Annotated in this window: 28 protein-coding genes; 15 read left to right on the top strand and 13 right to left on the bottom strand. The window is 30.0% G+C overall.

Annotation, left to right across the window (positions count from 1 at the left end; genetic code table 11):
• Window positions 1–124: 124 nt before the first annotated feature.
• The 3 genes from rpmF to pdxA all read right to left on the bottom strand — a co-directional run bounded on the left by rpmF (window position 125) and on the right by pdxA (window position 1,996).
• Complete coding sequence (rpmF, locus tag ACLII3_RS06170) at window positions 125–328, bottom strand: 50S ribosomal protein L32 (protein ID WP_412987321.1); 204 nt, start codon at window positions 326–328, stop codon at window positions 125–127.
• A gap of 8 nt (window positions 329–336) precedes the next feature.
• Window positions 337–876, bottom strand: a complete 540-nt coding sequence (locus tag ACLII3_RS06175; protein WP_412987897.1) for a YceD family protein — start codon at window positions 874–876, stop codon at window positions 337–339.
• 73 nt (window positions 877–949) lie between these two features.
• Complete coding sequence (pdxA, locus tag ACLII3_RS06180; RefSeq protein ID WP_412987322.1) at window positions 950–1,996, bottom strand: 4-hydroxythreonine-4-phosphate dehydrogenase PdxA; 1,047 nt, start codon at window positions 1,994–1,996, stop codon at window positions 950–952.
• Window positions 1,997–2,053: 57 nt separating this feature from the next.
• Between pdxA and ACLII3_RS06185 the strand changes: the two genes are divergently transcribed.
• The gene (locus tag ACLII3_RS06185; RefSeq protein ID WP_412987323.1) at window positions 2,054–2,644 is read left to right on the top strand and encodes a riboflavin synthase; all 591 of its coding nucleotides are present in this window, start codon (window positions 2,054–2,056) and stop codon (window positions 2,642–2,644) included.
• 1 nt (window position 2,645) lies between these two features.
• Here ACLII3_RS06185 and ACLII3_RS06190 read toward each other — a convergent pair whose 3' ends face one another.
• The 3 genes from ACLII3_RS06190 to ACLII3_RS06200 all read right to left on the bottom strand — a co-directional run bounded on the left by ACLII3_RS06190 (window position 2,646) and on the right by ACLII3_RS06200 (window position 5,563).
• Window positions 2,646–2,849 carry a hypothetical protein gene (locus ACLII3_RS06190; RefSeq protein WP_412987325.1) on the bottom strand — a complete coding sequence of 68 codons (204 nt, stop codon included), beginning with the start codon at window positions 2,847–2,849 and terminating at the stop codon, window positions 2,646–2,648.
• A 199-nt stretch (window positions 2,850–3,048) separates the two neighbouring features.
• The gene (locus ACLII3_RS06195; RefSeq protein WP_412987327.1) at window positions 3,049–4,287 is read right to left on the bottom strand and encodes a hypothetical protein; all 1,239 of its coding nucleotides are present in this window, start codon (window positions 4,285–4,287) and stop codon (window positions 3,049–3,051) included.
• Window positions 4,274–5,563 (bottom strand): DUF4270 family protein, encoded by a 1,290-nt coding sequence (locus tag ACLII3_RS06200; protein ID WP_412987328.1) that lies wholly within the window; start codon window positions 5,561–5,563, stop codon window positions 4,274–4,276. Before ACLII3_RS06200 ends, ACLII3_RS06195 begins: the two co-directional genes overlap by 14 nt.
• A 221-nt stretch (window positions 5,564–5,784) precedes the next feature.
• Here ACLII3_RS06200 and ACLII3_RS06205 point away from each other — a divergent pair, with 221 nt between their 5' ends.
• The 10 genes from ACLII3_RS06205 (at window position 5,785) to ACLII3_RS06250 (ending at window position 12,808) form a co-directional block, all read left to right on the top strand.
• Complete coding sequence (locus ACLII3_RS06205; RefSeq protein WP_412987329.1) at window positions 5,785–6,666, top strand: DUF6268 family outer membrane beta-barrel protein; 882 nt, start codon at window positions 5,785–5,787, stop codon at window positions 6,664–6,666.
• The gene (locus tag ACLII3_RS06210; protein ID WP_412987331.1) at window positions 6,666–7,649 is read left to right on the top strand and encodes a Kelch repeat-containing protein; all 984 of its coding nucleotides are present in this window, start codon (window positions 6,666–6,668) and stop codon (window positions 7,647–7,649) included. The genes ACLII3_RS06205 and ACLII3_RS06210 overlap by 1 nt, the downstream gene beginning before the upstream one ends.
• 93 nt (window positions 7,650–7,742) lie before the next feature.
• Complete coding sequence (locus tag ACLII3_RS06215; protein ID WP_412987332.1) at window positions 7,743–8,072, top strand: DUF4907 domain-containing protein; 330 nt, start codon at window positions 7,743–7,745, stop codon at window positions 8,070–8,072.
• A 16-nt stretch (window positions 8,073–8,088) separates the two neighbouring features.
• Complete coding sequence (locus ACLII3_RS06220; protein WP_412987333.1) at window positions 8,089–9,090, top strand: sensor histidine kinase; 1,002 nt, start codon at window positions 8,089–8,091, stop codon at window positions 9,088–9,090.
• On the top strand, window positions 9,091–9,813 hold the full coding sequence (locus ACLII3_RS06225; RefSeq protein ID WP_412987335.1) for a LytR/AlgR family response regulator transcription factor: 723 nt from the start codon (window positions 9,091–9,093) through the stop codon (window positions 9,811–9,813).
• 153 nt (window positions 9,814–9,966) lie between these two features.
• Window positions 9,967–10,383, top strand: coding sequence for a hypothetical protein (locus ACLII3_RS06230; protein WP_412987336.1), 417 nt, complete (start codon window positions 9,967–9,969; stop codon window positions 10,381–10,383).
• A gap of 155 nt (window positions 10,384–10,538) precedes the next feature.
• The gene (locus ACLII3_RS06235) at window positions 10,539–10,757 is read left to right on the top strand and encodes a hypothetical protein (protein ID WP_412987338.1); all 219 of its coding nucleotides are present in this window, start codon (window positions 10,539–10,541) and stop codon (window positions 10,755–10,757) included.
• Between the two features lie 121 nt (window positions 10,758–10,878).
• A complete protein-coding gene (locus ACLII3_RS06240) occupies window positions 10,879–11,493 on the top strand; it encodes a hypothetical protein (RefSeq protein WP_412987340.1) in 615 nt (204 codons plus the stop codon).
• 164 nt (window positions 11,494–11,657) lie between these two features.
• Window positions 11,658–12,206 carry a hypothetical protein gene (locus tag ACLII3_RS06245; RefSeq protein WP_412987342.1) on the top strand — a complete coding sequence of 183 codons (549 nt, stop codon included), beginning with the start codon at window positions 11,658–11,660 and terminating at the stop codon, window positions 12,204–12,206.
• A gap of 59 nt (window positions 12,207–12,265) precedes the next feature.
• Window positions 12,266–12,808, top strand: a complete 543-nt coding sequence (locus ACLII3_RS06250; RefSeq protein ID WP_412987344.1) for a hypothetical protein — start codon at window positions 12,266–12,268, stop codon at window positions 12,806–12,808.
• Window positions 12,809–12,897: 89 nt separating this feature from the next.
• Here ACLII3_RS06250 and ACLII3_RS06255 read toward each other — a convergent pair whose 3' ends face one another.
• Window positions 12,898–13,773: a LysR family transcriptional regulator gene (locus tag ACLII3_RS06255; protein ID WP_412987345.1), complete on the bottom strand. Its 876-nt coding sequence runs from the start codon at window positions 13,771–13,773 to the stop codon at window positions 12,898–12,900.
• A gap of 105 nt (window positions 13,774–13,878) precedes the next feature.
• Here ACLII3_RS06255 and ACLII3_RS06260 point away from each other — a divergent pair, with 105 nt between their 5' ends.
• The 3 genes from ACLII3_RS06260 (at window position 13,879) to ACLII3_RS06270 (ending at window position 16,403) form a co-directional block, all read left to right on the top strand.
• Window positions 13,879–14,922, top strand: coding sequence for an alpha/beta hydrolase (locus ACLII3_RS06260; RefSeq protein ID WP_412987347.1), 1,044 nt, complete (start codon window positions 13,879–13,881; stop codon window positions 14,920–14,922).
• 164 nt (window positions 14,923–15,086) lie between these two features.
• Window positions 15,087–15,794, top strand: coding sequence for an HAD family hydrolase (locus ACLII3_RS06265; protein WP_412987349.1), 708 nt, complete (start codon window positions 15,087–15,089; stop codon window positions 15,792–15,794).
• A 150-nt stretch (window positions 15,795–15,944) separates the two neighbouring features.
• Window positions 15,945–16,403 (top strand): hypothetical protein, encoded by a 459-nt coding sequence (locus tag ACLII3_RS06270; protein ID WP_412987351.1) that lies wholly within the window; start codon window positions 15,945–15,947, stop codon window positions 16,401–16,403.
• A gap of 44 nt (window positions 16,404–16,447) precedes the next feature.
• Here ACLII3_RS06270 and ACLII3_RS06275 read toward each other — a convergent pair whose 3' ends face one another.
• From ACLII3_RS06275 to ACLII3_RS06300, 6 genes are all read right to left on the bottom strand, one after another.
• Window positions 16,448–17,416 (bottom strand): oxidoreductase family protein, encoded by a 969-nt coding sequence (locus ACLII3_RS06275; protein ID WP_412987352.1) that lies wholly within the window; start codon window positions 17,414–17,416, stop codon window positions 16,448–16,450.
• A gap of 78 nt (window positions 17,417–17,494) precedes the next feature.
• Window positions 17,495–18,175 carry a methyltransferase domain-containing protein gene (locus tag ACLII3_RS06280; RefSeq protein ID WP_412987354.1) on the bottom strand — a complete coding sequence of 227 codons (681 nt, stop codon included), beginning with the start codon at window positions 18,173–18,175 and terminating at the stop codon, window positions 17,495–17,497.
• Between the two features lie 16 nt (window positions 18,176–18,191).
• Window positions 18,192–20,159 (bottom strand): hypothetical protein, encoded by a 1,968-nt coding sequence (locus ACLII3_RS06285; protein WP_412987356.1) that lies wholly within the window; start codon window positions 20,157–20,159, stop codon window positions 18,192–18,194.
• Between the two features lie 3 nt (window positions 20,160–20,162).
• The gene (locus ACLII3_RS06290) at window positions 20,163–21,194 is read right to left on the bottom strand and encodes an AAA family ATPase (RefSeq protein ID WP_412987357.1); all 1,032 of its coding nucleotides are present in this window, start codon (window positions 21,192–21,194) and stop codon (window positions 20,163–20,165) included.
• Between the two features lie 9 nt (window positions 21,195–21,203).
• Complete coding sequence (locus ACLII3_RS06295; RefSeq protein WP_412987358.1) at window positions 21,204–23,864, bottom strand: transglutaminase domain-containing protein; 2,661 nt, start codon at window positions 23,862–23,864, stop codon at window positions 21,204–21,206.
• Window positions 23,861–25,198 carry a DUF58 domain-containing protein gene (locus tag ACLII3_RS06300; RefSeq protein WP_412987360.1) on the bottom strand — a complete coding sequence of 446 codons (1,338 nt, stop codon included), beginning with the start codon at window positions 25,196–25,198 and terminating at the stop codon, window positions 23,861–23,863. The genes ACLII3_RS06295 and ACLII3_RS06300 overlap by 4 nt, the downstream gene beginning before the upstream one ends.
• A 424-nt stretch (window positions 25,199–25,622) precedes the next feature.
• Between ACLII3_RS06300 and ACLII3_RS06305 the strand changes: the two genes are divergently transcribed.
• A complete protein-coding gene (locus ACLII3_RS06305; RefSeq protein ID WP_412987362.1) occupies window positions 25,623–25,865 on the top strand; it encodes a hypothetical protein in 243 nt (80 codons plus the stop codon).
• Window positions 25,866–25,874 lie beyond the last annotated feature (9 nt).

Raw genomic sequence — 25,874 nt, forward strand, 5'->3', positions numbered from 1 at the left:
ACTTGTTGAAAATACTATTTTTTGGTCAAATATGCTGCAAAATAGGGTGTTTTTGACTTCTATAAAAATATATCATAAAAAAAACGCTCACATGTGAGCGTTTTAATATATGCATGCATAATACTTATGCTAAATTTTCTTCAGCCTCTGTGTTATCAACTAACACCTGACCTCTGTAATAAAGCTTACCTTCGTGCCAGTGTGCTCTGTGATATAAGTGTGCTTCTCCTGTAGTTGGACACGTTGCAATCTGTGGTACAGTAGCCTTGTAATGTGTTCTTCTTTTATCTCTTCTTGTTTTCGAGATTTTTCTTTTAGGATGTGCCATTTTCTATATTATTTATCCGTTAATAATTTTTTTAATGTATTCCATCGAGGATCAATATCCTCGTTGTCTTCTTTTATTTCTGAGTCTTTTGGACTCAATTCTTCTAGTTTATCAAGTATGTCTGAATCAAGAGTACCATCTTCTACTCCTGGATGAATTCTTTTTTGAGGAACAGAAAGTACAATGAGCTCATATATATATTGTGCTACATTAATTTCATATTCTCCGTGAGGAACAATTAAAATTTCTTCGTTTTCGTTATTATATTCATTTCCAAACTTCACAACCAAATCAAAAGCATTTTCAATTTTTTGATCGAATGGCTCGTTTGTTAAATCACAAAACACATTTACTGTTCCAGATGCTTTAAAATGTAATTCTAATAATGTAGTTTTTTTATTAAACTCTACATCAACTTTTACATTGGCATCATTGAACTCTTCATATTCAAAATACTCAAAGAACTTATTGTCAATATCATACTCAAAATCATGCTTTCCTAGCTTTAATCCTACAAATTGAATAGTAAACTCTTTCAATGGCTTCATCATCACATGTATTTCGAGCGTGCAAATATATAAAATTTTATTTAGCTTATAACAGTTATAAACATTTTTTTGTTTATATCTTTTTTGGCTGTTTCTTTAAAGGGTTAACCGTTAATTCCTCATTCATTTTTCTATTTCTAAAAATTTGAATTCCTGTATAAATGGCTTCTTTAAAAGAACTTACATCTGCTATTCCTTTTCCAGCTATTTCGTAAGCTGTTCCGTGATCTGGAGAGGTTCTTACTCTATTTAATCCAGCCGTAAAATTAACACCATTTCCAAATGACAAGGTTTTAAATGGAATTAATCCTTGGTCATGATAAGAGGCTACTACTGCATCATAATTTTCGTAAGCATTAGAGCCAAAAAAGCTATCGGCAGAAAAAGGCCCATAAACTAATTTTCCTGTTTCTCTAATTTTTTCGAGCGTTGGTCGCATTACCTCATCGTCTTCATTTCCAATAACACCATTATCTCCTGTATGAGGATTAATACCTAAAACAGCTATTTTAGGTTTGCGGATTCCAAAATCCATTTTTAAAGATTTATGGATGGTTTCAATTTTACTAATTATAAGTTCTTTTGTTATATGTGCCGATACATCCTTTACAGGAACATGATCAGTCAATAATCCAACTTTTAATTTATCCGTTACCATAAACATTAAACTGTTACCCTGTAACTCTTGATTTAAATAATCGGTATGCCCTGGAAACTTAAACTTATCTGATTGGATATTATGTTTATTAATTGGAGCTGTCACTAATACATTTATTAGTTCTTTTTTTAAATCTCTTGTAGCAAATTGTAGCGACTTTATTGCTAACTCACCAATCTTTGGATTTTCAGTTCCAAATTTAATATTTACATTTTCTTTCCAAACATTTACAACATTTACTTTGCCGTGAACTACTTGACTTGCATTATTAATACCATTAAACTGTAAATTACTTTTAAAGTATTTCTTTAAAAATGATATTGTTTTAACCGAAGCATATATTACAGGTGTGCATAATTCAAGAACTCTTTGGTCTTCAAAAATTTTAATAACGATTTCTCCTCCAATACCATTTAAATCACCAATAGAAATTCCTATTATTATTTTTTCTTCTTTCTTCATTAAAAATGAGCCGTTTTGTTTGTAATTTTGATACCGCAAATTTAACCAAATAATAATATGTTTACAGGAATAATTGAAGATTTAGGAATTGTCTCTAAGTTGGAAAAAGAAAAGGATAATCTTCATATTACAGTTGAGAGTAATATTACACCTGAATTAAAAATTGACCAAAGTGTGTCTCACAATGGAGTTTGTTTAACTGTAGTAAATATTGAAGAGAATAAATACACTGTTACAGCTATAAAAGAAACTTTAGATAAGACAAACACAAACAACTTAGCTGTTGGTGATAAAGTGAATCTAGAGAGAGGCATGAAGTTAGGCGCAAGATTAGATGGTCATATAGTACAAGGTCATGTAGACCAAATTGCAGAATGTATTAATATTGTTAATGCCGATGGTAGTTGGATTTTTACTTTTAAATACAATGCCAATTTAGGAAATGTAACTATTGAAAAAGGCTCTATTACTGTAAATGGTGTTAGTTTAACTGTTGTAAACTCAAAAAAAGATAGCTTTAGTGTTGCTATAATTCCTTATACATACGAGCATACAAACTTTAACACCTTTAAAAAAGGGACTGTTGTTAATTTAGAATTTGATGTAATTGGGAAATATGTTGCAAGACTGCAACAGTTAAATAGTTAACTTAAACCTCTTTTTTTTGCAATTTAATTAACTTAAAAACTCCATAACAAACACCTAAAACAAGTAAAACCCACAAAAAACCGTCCACAGGTAAACCTGGTGGTGGTGGTGGTGCAGGTGGTGGAGGCATCTCCTGAGCTGTGCAAACAAAACTTATTAATACAAATAAGATTGAGGCTATTGTTGTTTTGTTTTGAATTCTCATTTCGCAGTAAATGTATGAAAAAAAGCTATTTAACAAAAAATTAGATACTTAGAAACGCTATTAATCGGTTAAAATTTTAACAGACTACAGTAAATTCTGTAGTCTACACTAACTTAACTCGCACAAATATATATTATTATATTTTCTTAAAAAATAAAATTAGTCTTTTGGAAGACAAAAAGTAACTAAATACAAGATTTTAATTAAATTTCCTTTTTACAAACCATAAATCTTCTAAACTAAGATTAATGGTTAATGTGTGATAATTCTCTTTTACTAAACCATTTAACACCTCACCTTTTTGTCCATACGTATAACCTATATTAATTCTTGACTTCTTATTATTTAATGGAAGTCCTAAACCTAAATTAAAAGCATAATTAGTTATATTCTTATCGTTTATTAACAAATTTCCATTGTCTAAATTAAACCCTAATCGATAGTTTACTCTTTGCCAGAACTTAAATTTGTCGGCATTAGGTGTATATTCAACTCCTGCTCCAAAAAAATCTTGATTTTTATAATCTCCCAAATAATCCGATTGATTAGTTGCTTCCCAAAAATTTCTCTTATAATCTATATTAAAAAACAGTTTTTCTTTTAGCTTTATATGGGCTCCAAAACCAAATTCTAATGGAAATTTAAATGAATTTAATGTTTCCTCTGAATTACTAGGAGTATCACTTAAAGTTGAAACTACTTTTTCTTGATCTCCCTGCAAGCTTGTTGGAAAATTAATAATACTTCCCACTGAAATGTTTTTATTGATGTCGTATTGAAACCCTAACCCTAAACGAAATCCGTTATAAAAATTATCTTCTTCAATTAATAATAGATTATCTCCTATATAATTAATCTCTTGTTCTTCTATCTTTCCAAATAAATAAGAACCGTAAACTCCTAAGCGTAGTTTTTCTGAAAACGAAAATCCATAATTAATTTTAATGTCGTTTAATCCTCCTGAACCTTCTACATCTGTTACATATGTATCATTAGACCCTTCTATTTCCGATTCAATTCCAGACAAAATATAGCCTACATTTGTAAATGGAATTAATGTAATTGCTAGTGCTGATTTTTTTGATAATGGAAAAGCAAATGCCATATTAGAAAAATTTGCATTAAACCTTGGTTCTACAAAACCATTTGCGGTTAATGCTTCTTTATCTGCTCTTACACCTATATCAAATAAAAAACTATTTAGTGGAATGCTTCCAAACGATGCGGGATTTAAATTATTAATTGAGTTGTTAGATGGCATTGCAATACCACTTCTTCCTAGTGAATTTGTTTTACCAGTATTTATATCGTTTATATTTCCCAAACCATAATATGAATATGGTGAACTTGTTTGGTTGTTTGTATTTTGCGATTGTACATATGTCCCTAAGTTCGCTAATAACAGAACAATCAAAATAGTTTCTTTAATCTTCTTCATAAATAGCATAAGTCAATTCTAGTTTTAGTTTCTGCTCTTCTGGAGCATTTGCATCATAGAAGATGTAACGATCTACTGATTGAGCAAAATCTTGTGGATAAATGGCGAGGTATAAATCTTCATGAGGATTATCTAACTTTAAATCTAAAAACTGTTTTATTGGTAATCTATATTTTAAAATATTAAATTCTTGGTTTTCATCTTCTATCAATCCAAACTCATAATCAGAGGTAACGAAGTTTGTAAGATTATATACTACTTCTGATTTTTGATTTATAATAAATGCTTGTAAAGAATCTCGTGTCCTGTAATTTGCTTCTTGAGCTGTGTTTTTAATATTTAATACTAAATCTGCGTCAGTAATAATTCCTGTGCCTGGGATGTCATATATTTTGTCTAAATAAGGCACGTCAATCCTAGATACAACACCTCCTCCAGATTGGATAAAACAGTTATTATTTGCATCTTGACTATCTAAATATACTTCTTGATCTAACAGGCTTTCTAAACTCGTACCACTGCTTTCACTAGATGTTTGATTAAAAGAGTTTTCTGTATTAAAAGTAATATCTAAAACTAAATCTGTGTTTTCTGTTTCGCCTATAATAGAATAATACACTCTTAAAACGCTAGTGTTTAAAAACCCTAAAACAGTTGTATTGTTAATTTCAGGCTCAATAACCAAACCTTTATATTCATCAATAAATTCATCATTATTATTTATTTCATTATCTCTTAACTTTGCAAATAACTCACTACCAAAAGCGTCATTAAGCTCTATGTGTAAAGAATCAACCTTGACAGGAGTTGCTTCAAAATTTTTTGTTGCTATAGAAATATTACTGTACTGAAATGTTGTTGTATTGTAATAATAATCTTCTTTGGACTTTATATCTTCTAAAACTCTATAGACATTGAAAATTTGTTCTGGAATAGTGTCATTATAATAATAATGATCATAATGCAAGATTAAAGCAATGGAATCAAATACAGTTTCATTATCAATATCGTATTGATAGTTATTTAACTGTACAAAACTTTTACTTTTGGTTTTTCCAAAAACAGGGTCACTATAGGCCCCAATTAACAGTCTATTGTTATTAGAAACATTTATAGAATCAAACTTAAATGTAGAAGCCTTTACCGTAAACGTATCTGTAAAAAAAACTTTAGTGTCTGTATTAACAAAATCCTCTCCTATTAGCAATGTATCATCTATTGATGTACTACAAGAGAGGGTTAAAACAAGTACAATTAAAGAACATACATATTTCATAAAATTAATTTTCAACAAACCTAAAAACCAACCTCTTAACAATAAAAAAGATTATACAAAGCTGCTATTTTAATAGCCCAAATAATGGTTTGCATCTACTAATTTTCAATATCATATTCATCTATAAATAAAACCGCTTTGTAGATGCTTTTCTAGTGAGTGTCTATTAAATTTTAAACAATTTTCATTAACACTTATGTTTGATTAAAATTTGTAAAAAAGTGTATAAAAACGTTTTATTATTAGTTGTTATCACCTTTTCATTTAAAGGATATTGCCAAATAGAAAGAAGTTTATTTTCATTTAATCACACAATGATGTCTGGGAATAATAATAACCTTGATTTTTATAAAACAAATTTGACTTTAAATTTGCCTTTAAAACTTAAAAGAGGTTTCTTAATTAATAGTGTTAATTTTAATTATTATCAAATAAACTATAGTAATACCTCTATTATAACCTCAGATATAAACGAGTTATACAGTCTTAAATACGCTTTAACATATATACGTCCTTTATCAAAAAAATGGAGCATTAGTACACAAGCAGGAGTTTCTCTTGCTTCAAATTTAAAAAGCTCTATTACAAGTAATGATTTCGTTTATAACGCTAGTTTATTAGCTATAAAAAAAGGAGGAAACACGAAGCAACCTTCTAGATTAATGTTTGGTCTTGCTTACTCAACTTTTTCAGGAGAATATAGGTTTCTACCTATAATAAACTACACAAAGGTTATTAACAATAAATTTTCTTATGGAATTGGTTTTCCGAGAACCTACTTTAAATACAACATAAACTCAAGAAACATTTTAAAAATTCAAGCAGAGCTTAATGGCCTAAACGCAAACTTAAGCAATCCTTTAGGCGTAAACACGAACAACTTAGCACAAAAAGCTTCTTTTACAACTGCAGGTCTTGGGCTAGAGTATACTTATTGGATGGATAATAATTGGGCTATTAGTTTTAACGGAGGGTATGCTATATATAATAATTACGAATTACAAGACGAAAACTACAATAAAGTACATGAGTTTAAAGTAGAGCCTGCACCATATTTTTCAGCAGGATTAAAATTTAATTTAAAAAATAAAACAATAAAATAATGGATAAAAAAATGTTATTAAGTGCTTTAGCACTTATGTTAGTAATTACATCTAGTTGCTCTAGTGATGATGGTTCTAGTGATAGAGGAAATTGGAAGGAACGCTCAGTGTTTGATGGTATACCAAGAAGTAATGCTGCTAGTTTTTTAATTAACGACAAAGCATACATGGGAACAGGATATGATGGCGATGATTATTTAAATGATTTTTGGGAATATAACATTGAAGGTGATTATTGGGCTCAAAAAGCTGATTTTCCTGGGATAGAAAGAAGTTCATCAAGTGCATTTGCTATAGACAATAAAGGTTATTTAGGAATTGGATACGATGGCGATAATGAATTAAATGATTTTTGGGAGTACAATCCCAATTCAAATACTTGGACGCAAAAAGCAAACTTTGGAGGTGGAAATAGACGAGATGCAGTAGGATTTGCATCAAACACAAATGGTTATATTGGTACTGGTCATGATGGTGATAATGACAAAAAAGACTTTTGGAAATACACCCCTTCTCTAGATGAATGGGAAGAGCTTGTAGGTTTTGGTGGCGACAAAAGAAAAGATGCTTCAACCTTTATAATCAACGACGAAGTTTATTTAGTTGCTGGTGTAAGCAATGGTTTATATAAAGATGATTTTTGGAAGTTTAATCCACAAACTGAATTATGGACTAGATTACGAGATATAGATTATGATGACGACAACTATATTTTTAGATCCAATGCAGTTGGATTAACAATTAACGGACTTGGGTATCTTGTTTCTGGATACAATGTTGGTGCTTTAAGTACTACTTGGGAATACAATCCATTGAACGATGAGTGGGAAGAAATAACACCTTTAGAGGGCTTTGCAAGACAAGACGCCACTGGCTTTTCATATAACAATAGAGGATTTGTGCTTTTAGGAAGGAATGGTTCTCTTTATTTAGATGATAATTATGAATTATTCCCTCAAGAGGAATATGATGATGAAGATTAAGTTGTTTTAATAATTAGATTTGGTTGTTTAATAACCTACAAGGCTTTTTTAACTTAAAAACTAAAAGCCTTGGGGTTGTTAAAATTTTTAAACATGACAAAAAAAACAGTCCTTATAACTAGCATTGTTTTAGCTATTACTTTAACAGTAATAATACTATATCCAAAAAAACAATCATTAACTTATAGCATACATAAAACAAACAATGGTTATGGCTATACAATACAGGAAAACAATAAAATATTAATAAAACAAAATAATATACCTGCTATTGAAAAAAGCAATTCGTTTTGCTCTAAAAAAGAGGCAAAAAAAACTGCCAAACTTGTAATATCAAAATTAAACAGTAACAAGCCTCCAACTATTACAACAAAAGAGCTAACCACATTAGGAATAAGCTTTAATTGTGTAAATTTACCTTAAAACACACGTTCTTAAATTGAGCTATAAAACAAACTATAAAAGACAATTTTTAATTCATTTTTTTATATGGATTACTATTTTATTGATTATAGCTATCCAATTATATATTGATAGAAAAACTGTTCCTTTTACTTTTCTCTATAGAATTGGACTCAACATTATTTTCTTTTACATAAACTACCTTGTATTAGTTCCAAAACTTTTATTAAAAAAAAGAATTGGTTTATTTATTCTATCAACTATTCTCCTTTTAGTAATAGCAAATATTGTTTCTTTAAATATTTTACCACCACCTGAACATTTTTTTGATTTTAGACGAAATCGTATTATAAAATCTATGCCTTCTGTATTTTTATTAATGCTTTTGTTTATAGGTACAGCCATTAGAATTTATGAAGAATGGAAAAAAAACGATAACAATAAAAAAGAAATTGAAGCACAAAAAAACCTATCAGAACTAGAGGCTTTAAAAAGGCAAATTAATCCGCATTTTCTTTTTAACTCACTAAACAGTATCTACTCATTAACTACTAAAAAATCAAACGATGCTCCAGAAGCAGTCATAACACTATCTGAATTGATGCGCTATATGCTTTATCAAGCTGATGACGAATTTGTATTACTACAACAAGAGTTAACTTATATAGAAAACTATATTAAGCTTCAACGATTACGAATAGTAAACAACGAAAGCGTTAAAGTAAACATAAGAGGCAATGTAACTACGCAAAAAATTAGACCTTTGTTATTTATTTCTTTAATAGAAAATGCATTTAAGTACGGAACCGACTATAAAGGCAATACCGAAGTGAAAATTGTCATTTTCGTTCAAGAAAATGAATTACAATTTATTTGTTCAAACCTAATAGGAAGTATGAAAGTTGATGCCGAAAATTCAGGTATTGGACTAAAAAACACTAAAGAAAGATTACAGCTATTATATCCAGACAAGCATACATTAATTGTAAACGAAGACAATGATCGTTATGTAGTAAACCTAACCTTAAAATTAGACTAAATGAAATGTATAATCATTGATGACGAACCATTAGCAATAGATGTTATTGAATCGTATTTAACACAAATGGGAAATATGGAAATAGTAGCAAAATGTAACAATCCATTTGATGCTATTACCTTTTTAAATAGGCACCAAGTAGACTTAGTCTTTTTAGACATAGAAATGCCAAACCTTAATGGTATTGATTTAGTTAAAAGCGTTGATAATTTACCACAATTTATTTTCACAACAGCGTATCCACAATATGCTTTAGATGCCTTTAACCTTAACGCTACAGACTATTTAGTAAAACCAATACCTTTTCAAAGGTTTATAAAAGCTGTTTCTAGAGCCAGAGAAAAATATGCTCTCGAAAACAACTTAACACATAATGTTGCTCCAGCAAATCCAAGCGATATTAAACCAAAAGATAATTTCATTTTTGTTAAATCGGAATACGAAAACATTAGGATTGATGTAAACGAAATAACTTATATACAAGGATTAAAAGATTACATCAAGATTTATACTTGCAGCTCACAAAAAGCTATTTTAACCCTATCTAGTTTTAAAGTTATTATAGACAAACTACCTTCTCACTTTGTTAGAGTACATCGCTCTTATATTGTTAATGTTAATGCGATTAATGCACTTCAAAAAACAAAAATTATAATTGACAACGTACGAATTCCTATTGGTGAAACCTATAAAGCCGAAGTTTTACAACGTCTAGGTATTTAAACATCTTCATACTACTTAACAATCATCACTTAAACGTTTGTTTTTTAAACTATTTAACACCTATTTCCTTAAATTTGTAGGAAAACTATGTGTATATAATTAAAATATACTCCCTAGGGTGTATATCTATACGTTGTGCTTAATTTGACTGGATTGAGAAAAAACAAACTAAATAATAAACTCATATTAATTTTCGGAATAATTTCCTGTAATTCTTATAAAAATCTTCCGAAAGGACAATCGAGTATTTCATTTAGTTCAGCTTTTACGAATGATACTATTAGTGTTTGGGTAAATGATACTATACGATTCCAAAATCACAGAATTAAAATGATTCCTGAATGGGGAATTTCTAAAAATGCTTGGTTCTATGTTACAGGTAAAGAATTTCGAGTTTCTGGATTTTTTAAAACTTCTGAAGTACTAGATAAAGAATTTGGAATTACAATCAATCGGGCTTTAAAATTCGACACAATTTTAAAAGCTAAAAATGGGAGATATATAGATATAGGTGCGAATGAAAAAGAAATCTTTATTGTTCAAAAAAAGAAGATGACAAAAGTTGAATAAAAAACTAAGCACAACATCGGCTATAATCCATTGCTAAGACAATGCAAATCACTAAATTTATATTAACAAATCAAGCTACTGATTCCTACTCCGAAATTCTGCCGAATTTCTATGCAACGGAATTATAGCCCAACCGTTGGCAACAATATTAAAATTTGGGAAAACAAAGAGAAGAAAAGAAAGGATTAAAACTAGAACATAAATTATTAATATTCTTTGGCGGAATTTTTATAGTCGCTTTTGCTGGATTTAAATATTTTGACAGTGTTCCAGGGCTTTCAAAAAAAGAAAAGAATTTATCAATAGTTTTATATTATCTAGGTGTAGTTTTCTGGATTGGAGGTTTCACAACCTTGTATTATTTAATAACTTAAAGATAATACTTGCATTAAGAGCATTCCAATGTTACTAATCCTTAGTATGATTTTACAATTGAATTAAGAAAAAAACATGAAGCTTAAATTAATATTTACTCTCATAATTATAACTATGGTATTGACTTCCTTAACTGAAAACAAATATTTCGAAGGAGTCATAACTTATGATGTTGAAACAAATATTTTAAAAGAGAGTAATTATTCTGATTATCTAAAAGAAAGATATGGAACTTCAATGAAGTTTTATTGGGGTAAGAATGGAAATTTATTAAGAAAAACTTTTGGAAACAGCTTAGGCTTAGATTACTCATTATATATACAAAAAGAAAACACCTTTTATGTTAAATATAAAAGCATAGATACTCTATATTATTATAATGCTTTAACACAGGACAATGAGTTATTAGAAATGAAAGAGAGTAAATCAGATTCTATATTAAATCAAAAATGCAATAAAATTGAGCTAAAGCTTAAAAATAAATACAACGGTAAAGAGTTTACATCAGAATATCATTATTCAAAGAATCCTAAAATTAATTACAAGCTTTATCAAAATGTGAATGATGGATTTGCTAATGTTATATATAAAGCAACTGAATCTCCTTATCTAAAGCTTAAATTAATTTTTGATGAAATAACTATGACATATACAGCTGAAAAAATTGAAGAAAAGGAAATACCCAAAAATATATTTAAAGTAGATACTGTACTACCTAGAAAAAAACACCCATAAAAATACTACTTATAATGAGTATAACTTATTGTAAATTAAAACAAAGAATAATAAAATTTACAAAACCAAATAGCTAATTTCACTAGCAAAAATCAAATTTCATCGTTAACATACGTATGAGAGATCTTGCTTAACAACAAACACAACAATTTAAAAACAAAAATATGATTAAGAAATTATCACTGATTTTATTACTGACTTTACCCACTATAATGTTTGGGCAATTATCTAAATCACTTGAAGAGATGAAAGCCGATAAAAATGTGGAATATAAAAAATACGAACCTTTACTATTCAAAGCAACTGAATACATCTTTGATAATCCAGTAAACACACAATCAAAGGAATTTATTTCTGCTACACAAATTGTCGGATTTTGGATGAATAAAGATACTGGAATGGGAATTCCAACTTTTGGAAATTTTTTTACCTCTCTAACTAATAAAAACAAACAACAATTTTTATATACGGTTGCTATGATTAATTATGGTTTAAACCAAAAAATCAAACACAACCGAATTTTAACTTGTAAAAAAATTGATGGACAAAAGTATAGCGAACAAGAAGATGTTAGAGAAGTCCAACTAGGTGGGGCTAAAATTTTATTAGAATATATAGGAAATAAAAACAATAACGTTCCAGTTAACTCACAAACAAAAAAATACATAAAGGCATACAAAAAAGGTAAGTTGGACAAAATGTTTTTTAAATAAAATAAGTGCTAACAAGATAGCATATAAGTAATAGCATAAATCATTATCTGCAAGCTGAAATGACTAACAATGAAATAAAATATGGATTAGAAAACCACGAACTTAAATTGAGTTTTCGGGAAAAGGTTCAACATTATGCTCCTGCAGGCTTTTGTTTTATAATACCTATTACACTAATTTTTACGCATCTGAAAGATTATTTTGAGAACTCGCCTAAGTCTATTAAGTCAGGAGAAATTTGGTTTTTAATGATTCCAACATTATTAGGAATTATATTTTTCTACTTACAAAAAAGTAGATTGAAGTTTAAAGAAGTAAATACCAATCTCAATAGGTCGCAATTAAATAAAATCATCGATAAAGTTGCAAATGAATTAGAATGGCATTTATATTTTTCGAATTCAAAGGCAATTATTGCAAAAACACATCCAGGTTTTTTGTCTGGTAGTTGGGGCGAACAGATTACCATACTATTCGGTAACAAAAAAGTACTTGTAAATAGTATATGTGATCTTGACAAAAAAAGTTCATTAGTATCATTGGGCAGAAACGGACAAAATGAAAATAAACTGATTGAAGAAATAAAAAAAGCCAGCAGGTAGCAACGTGTATAGCTCATTATCGCTTAAAATTATAGTTGATTTTCACAACAAGACATACACAAAACTGTTAACATTAATATAGAGAACCCCTAATTATAATAACCAAACTCCTTAAATGGTCGCGTTTTTAAAACGTTTTTAGAAAAATGATTTATCACTTTACTTACAGCTGGATTTTGTAAGCTCTTTCTAGAATAGGATAAACCAACCTCTCTAAAATAATTAGGTCCTTTATATGGACGGGTTTCAAAACCATACCAACCATCTATAAAATGCTCTGGCAAAAATGTTAACCCTAATCCAGCCATTAAAAGCGTTAATGTCTCCGTTTTGGTTTCACAATTTGCAACCGTTATCATATTTTGATTTTCTGAACTCAAAATAGACAGACATTGTTTATGAGCTTCACACGGAGGACAATGAATAAACTTTTCATCCTTTAAATCTTCAACCAAATCTATTTCCTTTTTATCTAATAAAGGATGTCCACTAGGAACACACAACTTATAATCCTCCTTCCAAAGCGGCAAAAACAAATCCTCCTCAAGCTTCCACTCCCTAACCAATAAATTCAACTCACAACTTCTATCAATAGGTTTTACACTCCATTCTACCAAATCATTTAACGCATTAGCTGTTTTAAAAAACTGTTTCTTATGCTCCTGAGGCAAACTATCTGCAACACCAATGGTAATCTTATTTTCTATCTTTTTCTTTTGAAACATTTTAGGCAATGTTTCTAACTCACCCAAAAGACGCTTTGCTATTGGATAAAAATAATGTGCCTCATTAGTCATTTCAACACCTCGCTTATGTCTAATAAAAAGTGTTTTATCCATTTCTTCTTCTAACTGTTTTATACCATTCGAAATATTAGGCTGTGACACAAAACATTGTTCTGAAGCACGCGTCAAATTCTTTTGCTCATAAACAGCAACAAAAAATCTAAGCAATCTTACTTCCATAATTTTAAGTTATGATAATCATCTAAAAATAGTATTTTGACCTTTATGCCAATCAAAATACCTTTGTAAAACAATTAATTACAATTAATTTAATAAGTTTTAATTATGACAAATTTAAAAAATAATTTTATAACAATTTTAATCTTAAGTATTATGTTCAATGTAAACGCACAAACAAAACAAGAAGATGCTACTTATAAAGTGCAATTTGTAGCAGGAAAAAACAAAGTGAATTTCTTAAGTGAGGGAACCAGAATTTCAGGAAACTTATTTGTTCCAGAGAATTATAGTGCTGATGGTAATTTTTCAGCTATAGTATGTATTACACCTGCAAGTGGAATTAAGGAACAAACCGCAGGAATTTATGCCGAAAAATTAGCTAAAGAAGGTTTTATAACTTTAGCTTTTGACCACAGAACTTATGGAGAAAGTGGAGGCTACCCAAGAGGAATGGAAAATGCACCAATGAAAGTGGAAGATATAAAAAATGCTATTTCTTTTATAAGAACAGTTCCTGGGGTTGATAGAGAAAAAATTGCCGAATTAGGAATTTGTTCAGGTGCAGGATATAGTATTCAAACTGCAATTTTTGATCAAAGAGTAAAATCAGTTGCCACTGTAAGTGGGTTCGTTGATTTTATAGACTATGGTTTAGGAGGAGCTACACAATACGCAGATGTCTTAAAAGGTGATAAAATAGCACAGTTTCAACAACAAATTAGAATGGGAAATGAAGCTCGTCAAAAATACTTCGAAACAGGTGAGGTGGTTTTAGTTGATGGAATTCCAATTGACAATTCAGGAATGGGAGAATTCTGGAACAGGGCAGCTCAATATTACCGCAACCCTAAACGTGGTGGTCAGTTTCCAACTTATTCACCTTTAAGAGCAGCTATGTCATTAGACACTCGCTACTTTTTTAACCCTAGCGAACAGATGGAATTAATGTCTGATAGACCATTTTTAGCTATTATTGGCGAAAATGCATTGTCAGCTTATTTCAGTGAAGTTGCTGTTAACAGAGCTAAAGGAGATAAGGAATTATTTAAAATTAAAGATGCAACTCACTTTGATTTATATGACCAAGAACAATATGTAAATCAAGCTGTAGAAAAATTGACTTCTTATTTTAAAAGAACATTGAACTAAAAATGAAATACTGTTGCCAATAACATGTATAAGCAATAGCGGTTTGAACGAAAAATCAAATCGCTTTTTGTTTAAATTAACTATCTTTCATACTGAAATACAGTTGTATAAAACTCGATACTACCTACACACGAACACGTTAGCTATAATTAAAACAAAACTTTATGAATATTAATGCAATACTTTGGGACTATGATGGAACCTTAGTTAATTCTGTGCCAAAGAATATTGATATTACAAAACAAATTCTGGCTGAAGTTGCCCCAAGATTGACTGGAGAAAGTTTACCACACTATCTGAAAAATGAAGAATCATATCATGTAGCAAATCATCAATCCAAAAACTGGCAAGACCTGTATCTAAATTACTATGGAATGTCAGAATCTGAAATGCTTGAAGCTGGAACTTTATGGACGGAATATCAATTAAGAAACACAACGCCAGTTGAATTATTCGCAGAAATCAAACAAACAATAAATCAAATTGAATTACCTCAAGGAATATGTTCACAAAATAGCTCCAAAAATATAAGCAAAGTTTTAAAGCAAAACTCTTTAGCTCATAAGTTTCAAGCAATTATAGGCTATGATGATATTCCGAATAATACTCAAAAACCAAATCCATATGGCGGACTAAAATGTATTGAACGCATATTTGGAAATATTAATGATAAAACTATTTTCTACATTGGAGACCACGAGGGTGATGTAAAATTTGCTAGAAACATTAACAAAGAATTAAGCGGAAAAAGTAGAGTAATTGCCATAGTCGCAAAATATAGTGGAGCAGAAACAAGTTCGTGGAAATACAAAGCTGATTTCGAAATTGAAAAGCCTTCTGATTTAATAGGAATAATAAATAACTACAGCTAATAAGGTGTATATTCATTGCTAGTGCAAGCCTATTTACAAAAATCCTCACGGATTTTCTATTCTGCTTGTATTTGCTAATTTTAAGGCTTAAAATGTGCAACGAAACCATACACAAACACCTTGGTTGTAATTTAAAGCAACATTTCCTAAATGAATGAAATTGAAAAAATAGCAGATAATTACGTAAACTCTTTTGGAGAAGTTTTACCTAGTTTTAAATATGGCTTTGCAAACTTAAAAGAATTCACCTCAAAGTATTATTTCGATTTCGTATTTATACAAACGAATGGAGAAATACCAGAAGAACCACCTGTTGCTGGTGGTTATTGTGGATTTACGATAAACAAAAAGACTTTTGAAATTGAAAATCTGTCTTTTGGAGAACTAGGTATATTAACAATTAAAGAAAGAGAGTTGAATGAGGTTTATGAGAAAATTAAGAAAATAAAAGATAATAACTCATCTTTACATTGGCTAAAATCAAAGTATGAACTGAATTCAAAACAATTATTGGAAGTTAAAAAAACGATTGACAGTACTGAATTTAAAAAAGAAACTGTACTGGAACAAATAAACCAAATTATAAAAGCTACATCCAAAAATACATGACCGCAATTAGACCTAAGTTTCCGTTTAGGAAATTCAATTCAAAATTACAGCTTCAACAAAACCTCTTTCATTAGTTTTAAGCTATAATCATTTAATTTTTGGTGCGTTGGCATCCACCCCATTAAAAAGCGAGTGAAATCTGTCCAAGCTATAGAGTACATATATCTCCATTCTTGCTCTAGCGCATCAAAACTCGCTTTAATTGCTTTGGTTTTACATGCCAATTTAAGTTCTGAAAAATAATACTCTAATAGTTCTTCTTCATAAAATTCACATGCCTCACTAGACAAACAACTACCTAAAAAATAGGCAACATCTTTTATACCACAACCACCACCAACATACTGAAAATCGACTGCTGCCACTTGGTTGCCATTTTCAGAAAAACAAAAGTTAGCCAATTTAGCATCACCATGTACTATTGTTTGATACTTACAATTATTTAATAACCCATCAATTACATGTGCTTTTGCTTTTAACGCTTGATTTGTGGTTTTTTCAAACTCATCTGGTCGTGTTTTTAAATGCCAATACGTACCTATTTCCCATAAATCGGTTGGTTTATAATTTAAAAATGTAGCATGAAAATTTGCCAACCATTTTAAACAAGTCTTTGTTTCTTGTAGTTGTAATTTATGCTTTCGTAATGGAAATTTTTGATTTAAATCTTCCATGATTATCCATTGCTCATTCATTTCAGAAAACACACCAATCACTTTTGGAATTTTACAATTATCATTACAAAGCTTGCTCCATTTACTATACCAAATTGTTTCAACCTCGTAAGACCTTACTTTTCTATTATGAGCATAATCTGTATTCCATCCTCTTGGATGCGAACTCGATTGATTTAAGGATATCGATTTTACAACTACAGTAGTGTTTAACGAACCGTTAAGCACATAACGCGAAATTTTACCATAACCACTCCATAGTGTTTGAATAATTTCTACTTCTTCACAACTAGAAGCATTAGTACTTTTTAGAAGGTAATCTTTAAAATTTGAGTTCATAAACTATAATACAATATAGTAGTGTTTGCAAAAATATAACTAATCGTAAATCCTATTTACAAATTGCAGTAATTACTATTAAAAAACTTGATAAAGCGTTGTTTCAATAATTCCTTTATTATTGCTTAAAGTCACTGATGTTAGTTGCTTTTTATGCTTTACTTTAAAGTTAAAAGGCGGTTCTAATACGTTTAATCCACTTTGCTTTTTAAGTCTAATACCTTGACCAGAAATAATATCCTTATTGGGCTCAAAATTACCATTAGGAATATGTTCTGTTATAATAACGTATTTATAACTAGACAGCTTGTTTAGAATATTCTGTACTTCAAAATTAGATAAATGCTGTAGCACTTGCCTAATTAACACACAATCGCCAGAAGGTAAATTGCTAGTAGCAATATCTAAACAGTGAAACTCAAGATGCGTTTCTTTAAATGTTGTTTTATTGTGAGCTATAAGGCTTTCTACAATATCTACTGCAATATACTTTTGGGTATGTTTTACTAGTTTCTTGCCTATATTAAAATCGCCACAACCCAAATCACATACTACAAGTGGTGTTTTAAAAGCCGTTAAAAAAGAGGTTACAGCTTCAATATAAGGGTTTATAATATCTGGATGATGCGAGCCTTCACCTGAGTAAAAATCAACCTCATCACTTCCTCCCCAAAGTTTCATTTCGTAAACCTGAGTCATAGCTGCTTTAGTTGGCCAAGGGCGTTTTATTTTTTTAGGGTCGTTTTTTGATGTATCCATACCCTTTAAGATTTAACTACTCTAAATCAATACCAAAAGCTCTAAAAACAATTAACTGTCCTAAGTTCTCAGTATTAAAATCTAAACTACCTTCAATTTTAATTTCACCATCTTCTTCTACTTGATAATTAACCAACTGTTTATCCTCTTTTTTAGTGATATTTATTTTAAGAGTTGGCCAATTTGAGTCGTTTTCAATCCATTCAATTTTACAGTCCTTGATGTCTTCGACAATAGCTTCTTGTTCTTCGGTTAATGACTTATTGAGTACTTCAAAATTAAATTTCATTTCAAGGTCTGAATACGGAATTAACTGAGGGAAATCTGTATAAAATGCTTTTAAATGCTTATCAGCTAAATCAACATCTTCCTTTTCAGCATAAGCTTTACTTAAGCCTTCATTAATTCTTGCTACAAATAGTTTTTCATTAGATGCATCTAAAAATTCACTCTCCAATATGTTTTCAAATTTTTCAATTGCAAAATCGTAATCACCATCTTCTAAATGAAATTGCGCTATAAAATAGTTGAAGTACTTATGAACACGTTCACGCTCATCGTCTTGTAGTTTCTCTTCAAAAATCTTAATAAAATACTCAGAATTAAAATACTTTATAAGTTCCCATATTTCATCAAAAAATATGTTGTTTTCTGACGCAAACAAATTGTAATATCCTATAAATCGTTCTGGATCTGCTGATAGTTCACTAGTAAGTAATAAATGTGCATTTTCTTGCTTAAAGTGATGCTTAGAAATTTGGTATAGTTTTTTAGGCTTGTACCAATAATAGCGATCTCTAAATTTGATTTCGCTTATAGACTTTTTATGGAATAAATACTTAAACAAAAGTGTGTTTCTATTGTACGCCACTTCTCCCCAAGTACTGCCAATATGTATTTCTTTAAAGTTTGCTGCTTTATCTCTATATTCTTTAGATTTTTTTAAATCTCCAGCATAATAATGCGCTCGACTAAGCGCAATATTATTCCATCCAAATCCAGGCGCTGTACCTAACCTATTTATAGATGTTTCTACAATTGACTTAGACGTAGACAAGTCGTTTTGAAAAACTTTAATTGCCGATTGCATATAATCAAACTCCTTAATATTTTTCTCTTCGTAATTATCTCGCTGACGCGCTTTATTATAGCTGTCTTCAGCTTCATTGTATTTAGCTTGAATAAACTGAAGGTTTCCATAATTGTTATGAGATAACCTATCGTATTTTTCTAATTGCTTGCTAAAATATTCGGCTGAATCCAGTTTAATTTGATGTGAATAAATAATGTTTTTATAATGATAATAACTCGTTAATGCATCATTTGCATAATCTGGCCACCATTGGTCTAAGTATCTTTTATTGTGCTTATCGCTGTTTTTAATTGAATCGGCATATTTTGATGCTGCTTCAAGATTTTCTTCAATACTGGCTTTTAAAAAGGAATATTTCTCTGGACCATACATTCTATTTCGTAAATAAATCCACGAAATTGTAGAGTACGAATTAACTCCAAAATTACAAACAAAATCACGTTTTTGAAGTCGCCTCACTACCTCAATGGCCTCTTCTGGCTTATCTACATATTGATAGCTTTGAGATAAGAGGTAAACCAAAAACGCATACTTACGTTGAAACAGATAACTATTAATATAAACGTTAATATTGGTAGTCCTTTTAAGTTTTCTAGGAAAATCTTTTTCTAATAAATCAATGGCTTTTTCAAGTGATTTTATGGCTGCTTCATAACCTCTTTTATCCGAAGCCCTAAAAAAGCGATAATTAGATTCAAAAAAATGACCAGTATAATACGTACTGTCCAATTGAATCATTTTTTGAGAAAGCTCATACGCTTTTCGACTAGAAAAATTGCCTCTAAACTCTCTCTCTAGCCTATCGATTTCAATGCGTTGAGCATGTGTAGCGAGCATTCCTAAAAAGAAAAACCCTAAAAGTAAGTTTATTTTAATGCTTGCAATTTTCACACTCTACTTCTTTAAATTAAGTCTTGCTAAACGGTTAACCTCTGTTTTAACAATACTATTCATTGCATTAGATTCGGCTCCAAGGTTTTTAAACAACAATCTATGCTGAAGCACTGGTTTTGCTAATGCTGCTAAATCGTCTTCTATTACATAATCACGTTTATGAATTACAGCATAAGCTCTTAAACATTTTAAAAGAATAATTCCTGCTCTAACAGATGCGCCAAGTACAATTCCCGAATGCTCTCTTGTGTTACGTACAATGTTTTTAATACTAACAATAATCTCATCATCAACATGTACTTCTTCGGCTTTCTCTCTAAGCATTAAAACATCTTCCATTTTTAATACAGCTTCAACCGAGTTTTGTGACTTTTGAATTTCTAATTGTTGCTTATATATTTCTAACTCTACATCTTCGCTTACATATCCAAAGTTTATCTTCATAAAGAAACGATCCAGCTGTGCATTTGGTAATGGATAAGTTCCTTCCATTTCTATTGGGTTTTGTGTAGCAATTACAAAGAATAAATCTTCTAATTTATAAGTTCTATCTCCTATAGAAATTTGATTTTCTGCCATACATTCAAGTAATGCAGATTGCACTTTTGGAGAGGCTCTGTTAATCTCATCTGCTAATAAAATATTAGAAAATAAAGGTCCTTTTTTGAAGATAAAATCTTTGTTAGCTTCATCATATAAATGCGACCCAATTAAATCCATTGGTAAAAGGTCTGGTGTAAATTGTATCCTTTTAAAATCGGAATGGTCTTTTTCACCAGCCAACGAATAAGCCAATGTTTTAGCCATAACAGTTTTACCAGAACCTGGATTATCTTCTAAAAGAATATGTCCTTTAGCAACAAGACACGTAATAATTTGAATGATTTGTTCTCTATGCCCTTTAACAACCTTACCAATATTATTAATTAATGCGTCTATTTTTTGTCCTGCATTTTCAATAGAGTTGGATTCAAGTATAGATGTATCCATCTGTGGATGTTCTGTATTTGTATTTTCCATGTCTTGGTTCATAATTCTATGTTATTTTTTTAGGTTAAGATTCAACATGTAGTGAATCCATTTGTTTGGTTTTATGAAATTGAAAAACTTTTGCGATTTACTGTATTTAGATAATACCTTTTGATTAAAATCTGAATGAAAGTTTTTAACTATTGCTTCTTCATCACTAGTGAGCTCAGTCTTACTGTATTTTAACTTTTGATACACTTTAATAAATGCTTCAAAATTAGTTCCAAACTTAGGGTCTACAGTATCTCTTGCATACACCATAGGCGTTTGGTAACCTCTTGGAATTCCCATTTGATTAAGCACAAAATGTGCCTTTTTATAATTTATTTCGGACAGGTCAACTATGGAGTTATTGTTTTTTGTTTTATTAGACAACCACCAATAGTAACATATTGGCGAAAGCAACAATATTAGTAACCCAAGTAGTAAAACTATAATTATGTATATAGACCAATCGGTTATAGTTTTAACAACACTTTCTTCCTCTTCTTCCTTAGTTTCACTTAATTGTTCTTCTTCTATTGCTGGAACATGCACTTCCATAATAGTTACAGGATCAGGAAAACGTTTTATATAGTTTTCTATTGTTTCTGAGGCTCGCTTCTTTCTTATTCTTGCTAATTTATAATCAAACGACACCATGACTGCTGTGTCTCCAAGTTTTACTTTATGTAGAGGAATTGTTGCTTCGCCAGCATAAACTTTAGCTTGGTTAACATCAAACTTCATGTCAACGATATTAGTGCTATCAAGCGAAATACCATTATCGTTTACAACCATTTGATCTACTCGTAATTCCATACGCTTACTAATAGTATCAACAACAGTTACGACTCCCTTACCAACAAAGGTTTCTTTTGTAGGTGGTACTGGAGGTGTTGGATCTGGTTGTGGTGCTTGTTCTCCTTCTTGGTTACTAACAGTCATATCAAAATCTAACCATCCATATTCTGGTATATAAACCTGAGTCCATGCATGTCCTTGATCTCCATAAAACCAATACCAACCTGGAGTTTTAAAACTTCTGTCTACTGTCATAAACCCAACTGCAACCCTTGTTGGAATTCCTAATGATCTCAACATAAATAGAGATGATGTTGCATAATAGGTGCAATATCCTTTTTGCGTATTAAACAAAAACTCCTCTAACATACTTGCATTTGGAATGTTAGGGTCAGACGGTTTTCCTGGTGTTAACGTATATACAAATAACGGTTTACCATCCTCTTTTTCAGACAAGAAATAGTTTCTAATACTTAATATTTTGTCAATAGCTGTTTTGTCTCCTTGCGTAAGGCTATCTGCTAACTTCCCTATTCTCTTATACAAATCACCTTCAGGCATTTCTGTATAATAATCCATAAAACGCTCACTCTCTCCATCATAGTTTTTGGCTTTTCTTAAAGTACGATAACGTTTTTCTTGATAATCAATTATAGCTTGATTAGGTGTGTTATATACAAAGTAGGCGCTGTTAAGTTCTGATACTTCAGAGTAAACATTATATGCAAATTTGTATTCCTCTTTAAACTCTTCTTCTATTGAAATAGGTTGACATGCATAAGCTGTACTTGGTGCTACAAAAACCTCTGGGTCAAGATTAGCAATGTACATCGTACTTTTCACTTGCTTTTTAGAACGCTCCATTTTATCGTAAACTAAAACGGAATCGTTTTGCTGACTAAAATACTGAGGTATTGTGGTTGGATTTGGCAAAAACAAATCCTTAACGATACTGTCTGGATCAACTTCAAACTGCTCTAATACTGGATTGTATTGATTTAAATGGTATAAAGTAATATACTGAGGATTCGGCGTTGTTTCGTTTATAAAATTATCAATATTAGCACAAAAAAGAAGTTCTTCAGACACGTTTAATTGGTCTCGAAGTCCAGTATAATCATCTAAATTAAATTTAGTTTTTGAGCCACCTCCACCATCGTCAGAATCGTTGTCATCACTATCTTCATCTCCTTCACCATCTTTATCTTCTTCATCGTCACCTTGTGCTTTAGAAATTTCATTTTGAATATTATCTAACTTAGAATCTAAAAGCTGAACCGTTGTCCAAAACAAGAAAAGCGCCAATAACGAAAACAGTAAAATTCTTCCAACTACCATTAAGTAGTTTGTTTTCTTCTGTTTTTTAATAGTCTTAAGCAGTTCTTTAACAAACAGTCCATAAAACAAATACAATACAGTAGGTGCTATTAACCATATCATTTCATTTACATTGGACATTTCTAAATCTGAAATAAGAATGACTGATACAGTTGTTAAGAGTATTGAAAACACTATTAAATAATAGCGCCATTTTGAGATAGCAAATCCCGAAAACCATCCAAATACAAAAATGAATGTGTTTATTTTAAACCTATTGGCTACATAATAAGCATCAAACTCATTAAAAGAGGTTGCGCTTATAGAATTGTAAACAATATTCACTACTAAAACGAGTAATCCAAATATAATTAAGAACCTAATTTTAGTTTTGTGTAATAAATACGCTGTAATAATTCCTATGGCAAAAACACCAACTAAAAGGTGTTTATTAATGAATAACAGCGCATAATATTCTGACAAGAAATCCAGTAAAGGATACATGATAAGTATCGTAGGTAAAATCAAAAAAATCAACCCAAGTGCCAGTTCTTTATAGTCTACATTTTTCATATGATTTGCCCTGTAAAATTAGTGTTAGACACTAGTGCCTCAATTTCTTTTTCGTTTCTTTTTACTTTTCTTCTAGCATTGGATAAAATCCACCTAAGTTTACTAAGTTCACTTTTTTGATCTTTCCTTAAAAATAGGTTTTTGATACTAAATAAATTTAGATTGTCTAAATGACGAGAGACCTTAACTATAATAATGTTTGATGCTCTTTTTTCTATTAAAGTAGATAACTCCTCGGCACTAATTAATGTAGATACACATATTACAGATTCTCCTGCAGATTTTAAGTCATTAACCGAAAAATTATTTTGCCAACTAGCCGAACTTAACAAAAAGCCCACACGATCTTTTTCATTAACCGTTACAAATTCATTAACTGCTTGGTCTATATTAAACGCTACTTTTTTATCTGTTTTCTTTATACTTAAACAAACATTATAAACAATGTCTTTATAGTAATTAAGCATACTTGTTGCGTACGCTGAAGATAAATCTTTAGATATTAGATTATAAAAGCTTGTGTGAAAATTAACATGAGATGCATAAGGATTCATAATCTCTGGAATTCGAATAACCAATTCTCTGTTTTTAGCAAAAATTTTCCACACAATTCTTCGTACATCATCACCAGCTTCAAAATCTTTATAGTTTAAAAAGTCTCCTTGTACTTTTCTAGTAGTCTTTACTTTTTCTACTTCTTCTTTGGTTTTTGAAGGATTAATTTCATTTAAAGGCACATCTACTTCTGCTGAATGCAAATAAAATGAGCTTGTAGATTTTTTATAAGTGGTGAACTTAAAAAATTGTAAATAGTCAATAAAACTAATTACAAACCCTTTAACGTGATATTGTTTTCTGTCTGGTAACCATATTAAAGAAGCACCTTCTTTAGGTAATAATTTTTCAAACCCTTTTGAGTATTTATTAAGTACAATGGTATCTGAAAGACTTCCATTTTTAAACTCTATTCTTACTTTAATATATCCTAACAATGGTAATAAAGCCTTAGGTAAAGAGATCATGATTGGTACTTGACCTGCTTCTCCTTTAATACTACCATCGAGTCCAATATTAATTTTAGGTGTTATTCTTTTTCTGTTAATTATAAAATGTAAAAAGCATACAAGCGTATATACAAAACCAACACCTATAATAATAGCAACAAAAACACCTAATAACCAAGCAAATAATTTAAGGTAAAGTGCAATAATAGTCTCTTCTTCAAAAAACTCAATTTTTGTAAAATAGACGGCAACTATTAGTACTAATGAAAAAATTAAGGCATTCCTCTTAATAGGTAGGAAACTAATAATTCTCGTAAAATTAATATTCAAAGTGTTCTTTATTTGATTTATTATATTGAACCAACACCTACTTGTTTTGGGAGATTAAACGAGTTTGTGAATTGTTAAATCTACAAAAATAAATACGTGTACAAAATCTCAAAATTATTTTTTGTGACAGTTTTATATATTTTTAACATTAACTTTTCTTACAATTTCGTTTTGAAGCTTTTTTTAGTTTTAATAAAACCTTAATACCTAAACTATAAGCTCTTTTAATTCAATTGCAAATCTATTAGATTTATAGTAAATTGATTACCCTCAGTTAACAGTAATTGTATCAAAAAGTTAAAGATTTTGCAGTTCACAATAAATAAGGTATAATTGTTGCTTACATTTATAATAAATATATACTAAAACTCTTTTTTATCGTTAATAAAATAAATAATTTCGCAATACAGCACTTATAATAAACATGGGAAACAATAAAGGCACTTTAGATAACATTTTAGGGATACTAGGATTAGTTTCATTAGTAGCAATTGCTTATCAAGCCTTAAAATCTATTAATTCCGATACTGAAACTACAGTTATTTCAGATGATGCTTTAAAAGCTATTAAAGAAGATCCCAATGCCGCTGAGAAAATTAGAGAAGCTGTTGATGATTACCATGATAATGGTAAATGGAATGAAACTAAACTAGAATCAATCCTTTAATCTTATGCT

The sequence above is a fragment of the Pontimicrobium sp. IMCC45349 genome (assembly GCF_047219225.1).
Taxonomy (GTDB): Bacteria; Bacteroidota; Bacteroidia; order Flavobacteriales; family Flavobacteriaceae; genus IMCC45349.

Excerpts from the sequence above, each read along its gene's own strand:
- rpmF (WP_412987321.1), bottom strand. The coding sequence starts at position 328 with ATGGCACATCCTAAAAGAAAAATCTCGAAAACAAGAAGAGATAAAAGA.
- ACLII3_RS06175 (WP_412987897.1), bottom strand. The coding sequence starts at position 876 with ATGAAGCCATTGAAAGAGTTTACTATTCAATTTGTAGGATTAAAGCTA.
- pdxA (WP_412987322.1), bottom strand. The coding sequence starts at position 1,996 with ATGAAGAAAGAAGAAAAAATAATAATAGGAATTTCTATTGGTGATTTA.
- ACLII3_RS06185 (WP_412987323.1), top strand. The coding sequence starts at position 2,054 with ATGTTTACAGGAATAATTGAAGATTTAGGAATTGTCTCTAAGTTGGAA.
- ACLII3_RS06190 (WP_412987325.1), bottom strand. The coding sequence starts at position 2,849 with ATGAGAATTCAAAACAAAACAACAATAGCCTCAATCTTATTTGTATTA.
- ACLII3_RS06195 (WP_412987327.1), bottom strand. The coding sequence starts at position 4,287 with ATGAAGAAGATTAAAGAAACTATTTTGATTGTTCTGTTATTAGCGAAC.
- ACLII3_RS06200 (WP_412987328.1), bottom strand. The coding sequence starts at position 5,563 with ATGAAATATGTATGTTCTTTAATTGTACTTGTTTTAACCCTCTCTTGT.
- ACLII3_RS06210 (WP_412987331.1), top strand. The coding sequence starts at position 6,666 with ATGGATAAAAAAATGTTATTAAGTGCTTTAGCACTTATGTTAGTAATT.
- ACLII3_RS06215 (WP_412987332.1), top strand. The coding sequence starts at position 7,743 with ATGACAAAAAAAACAGTCCTTATAACTAGCATTGTTTTAGCTATTACT.
- ACLII3_RS06225 (WP_412987335.1), top strand. The coding sequence starts at position 9,091 with ATGAAATGTATAATCATTGATGACGAACCATTAGCAATAGATGTTATT.
- ACLII3_RS06245 (WP_412987342.1), top strand. The coding sequence starts at position 11,658 with ATGATTAAGAAATTATCACTGATTTTATTACTGACTTTACCCACTATA.
- ACLII3_RS06250 (WP_412987344.1), top strand. The coding sequence starts at position 12,266 with ATGACTAACAATGAAATAAAATATGGATTAGAAAACCACGAACTTAAA.
- ACLII3_RS06255 (WP_412987345.1), bottom strand. The coding sequence starts at position 13,773 with ATGGAAGTAAGATTGCTTAGATTTTTTGTTGCTGTTTATGAGCAAAAG.
- ACLII3_RS06260 (WP_412987347.1), top strand. The coding sequence starts at position 13,879 with ATGACAAATTTAAAAAATAATTTTATAACAATTTTAATCTTAAGTATT.
- ACLII3_RS06265 (WP_412987349.1), top strand. The coding sequence starts at position 15,087 with ATGAATATTAATGCAATACTTTGGGACTATGATGGAACCTTAGTTAAT.
- ACLII3_RS06270 (WP_412987351.1), top strand. The coding sequence starts at position 15,945 with ATGAATGAAATTGAAAAAATAGCAGATAATTACGTAAACTCTTTTGGA.
- ACLII3_RS06275 (WP_412987352.1), bottom strand. The coding sequence starts at position 17,416 with ATGAACTCAAATTTTAAAGATTACCTTCTAAAAAGTACTAATGCTTCT.
- ACLII3_RS06280 (WP_412987354.1), bottom strand. The coding sequence starts at position 18,175 with ATGGATACATCAAAAAACGACCCTAAAAAAATAAAACGCCCTTGGCCA.
- ACLII3_RS06290 (WP_412987357.1), bottom strand. The coding sequence starts at position 21,194 with ATGAACCAAGACATGGAAAATACAAATACAGAACATCCACAGATGGAT.
- ACLII3_RS06295 (WP_412987358.1), bottom strand. The coding sequence starts at position 23,864 with ATGAAAAATGTAGACTATAAAGAACTGGCACTTGGGTTGATTTTTTTG.
- ACLII3_RS06305 (WP_412987362.1), top strand. The coding sequence starts at position 25,623 with ATGGGAAACAATAAAGGCACTTTAGATAACATTTTAGGGATACTAGGA.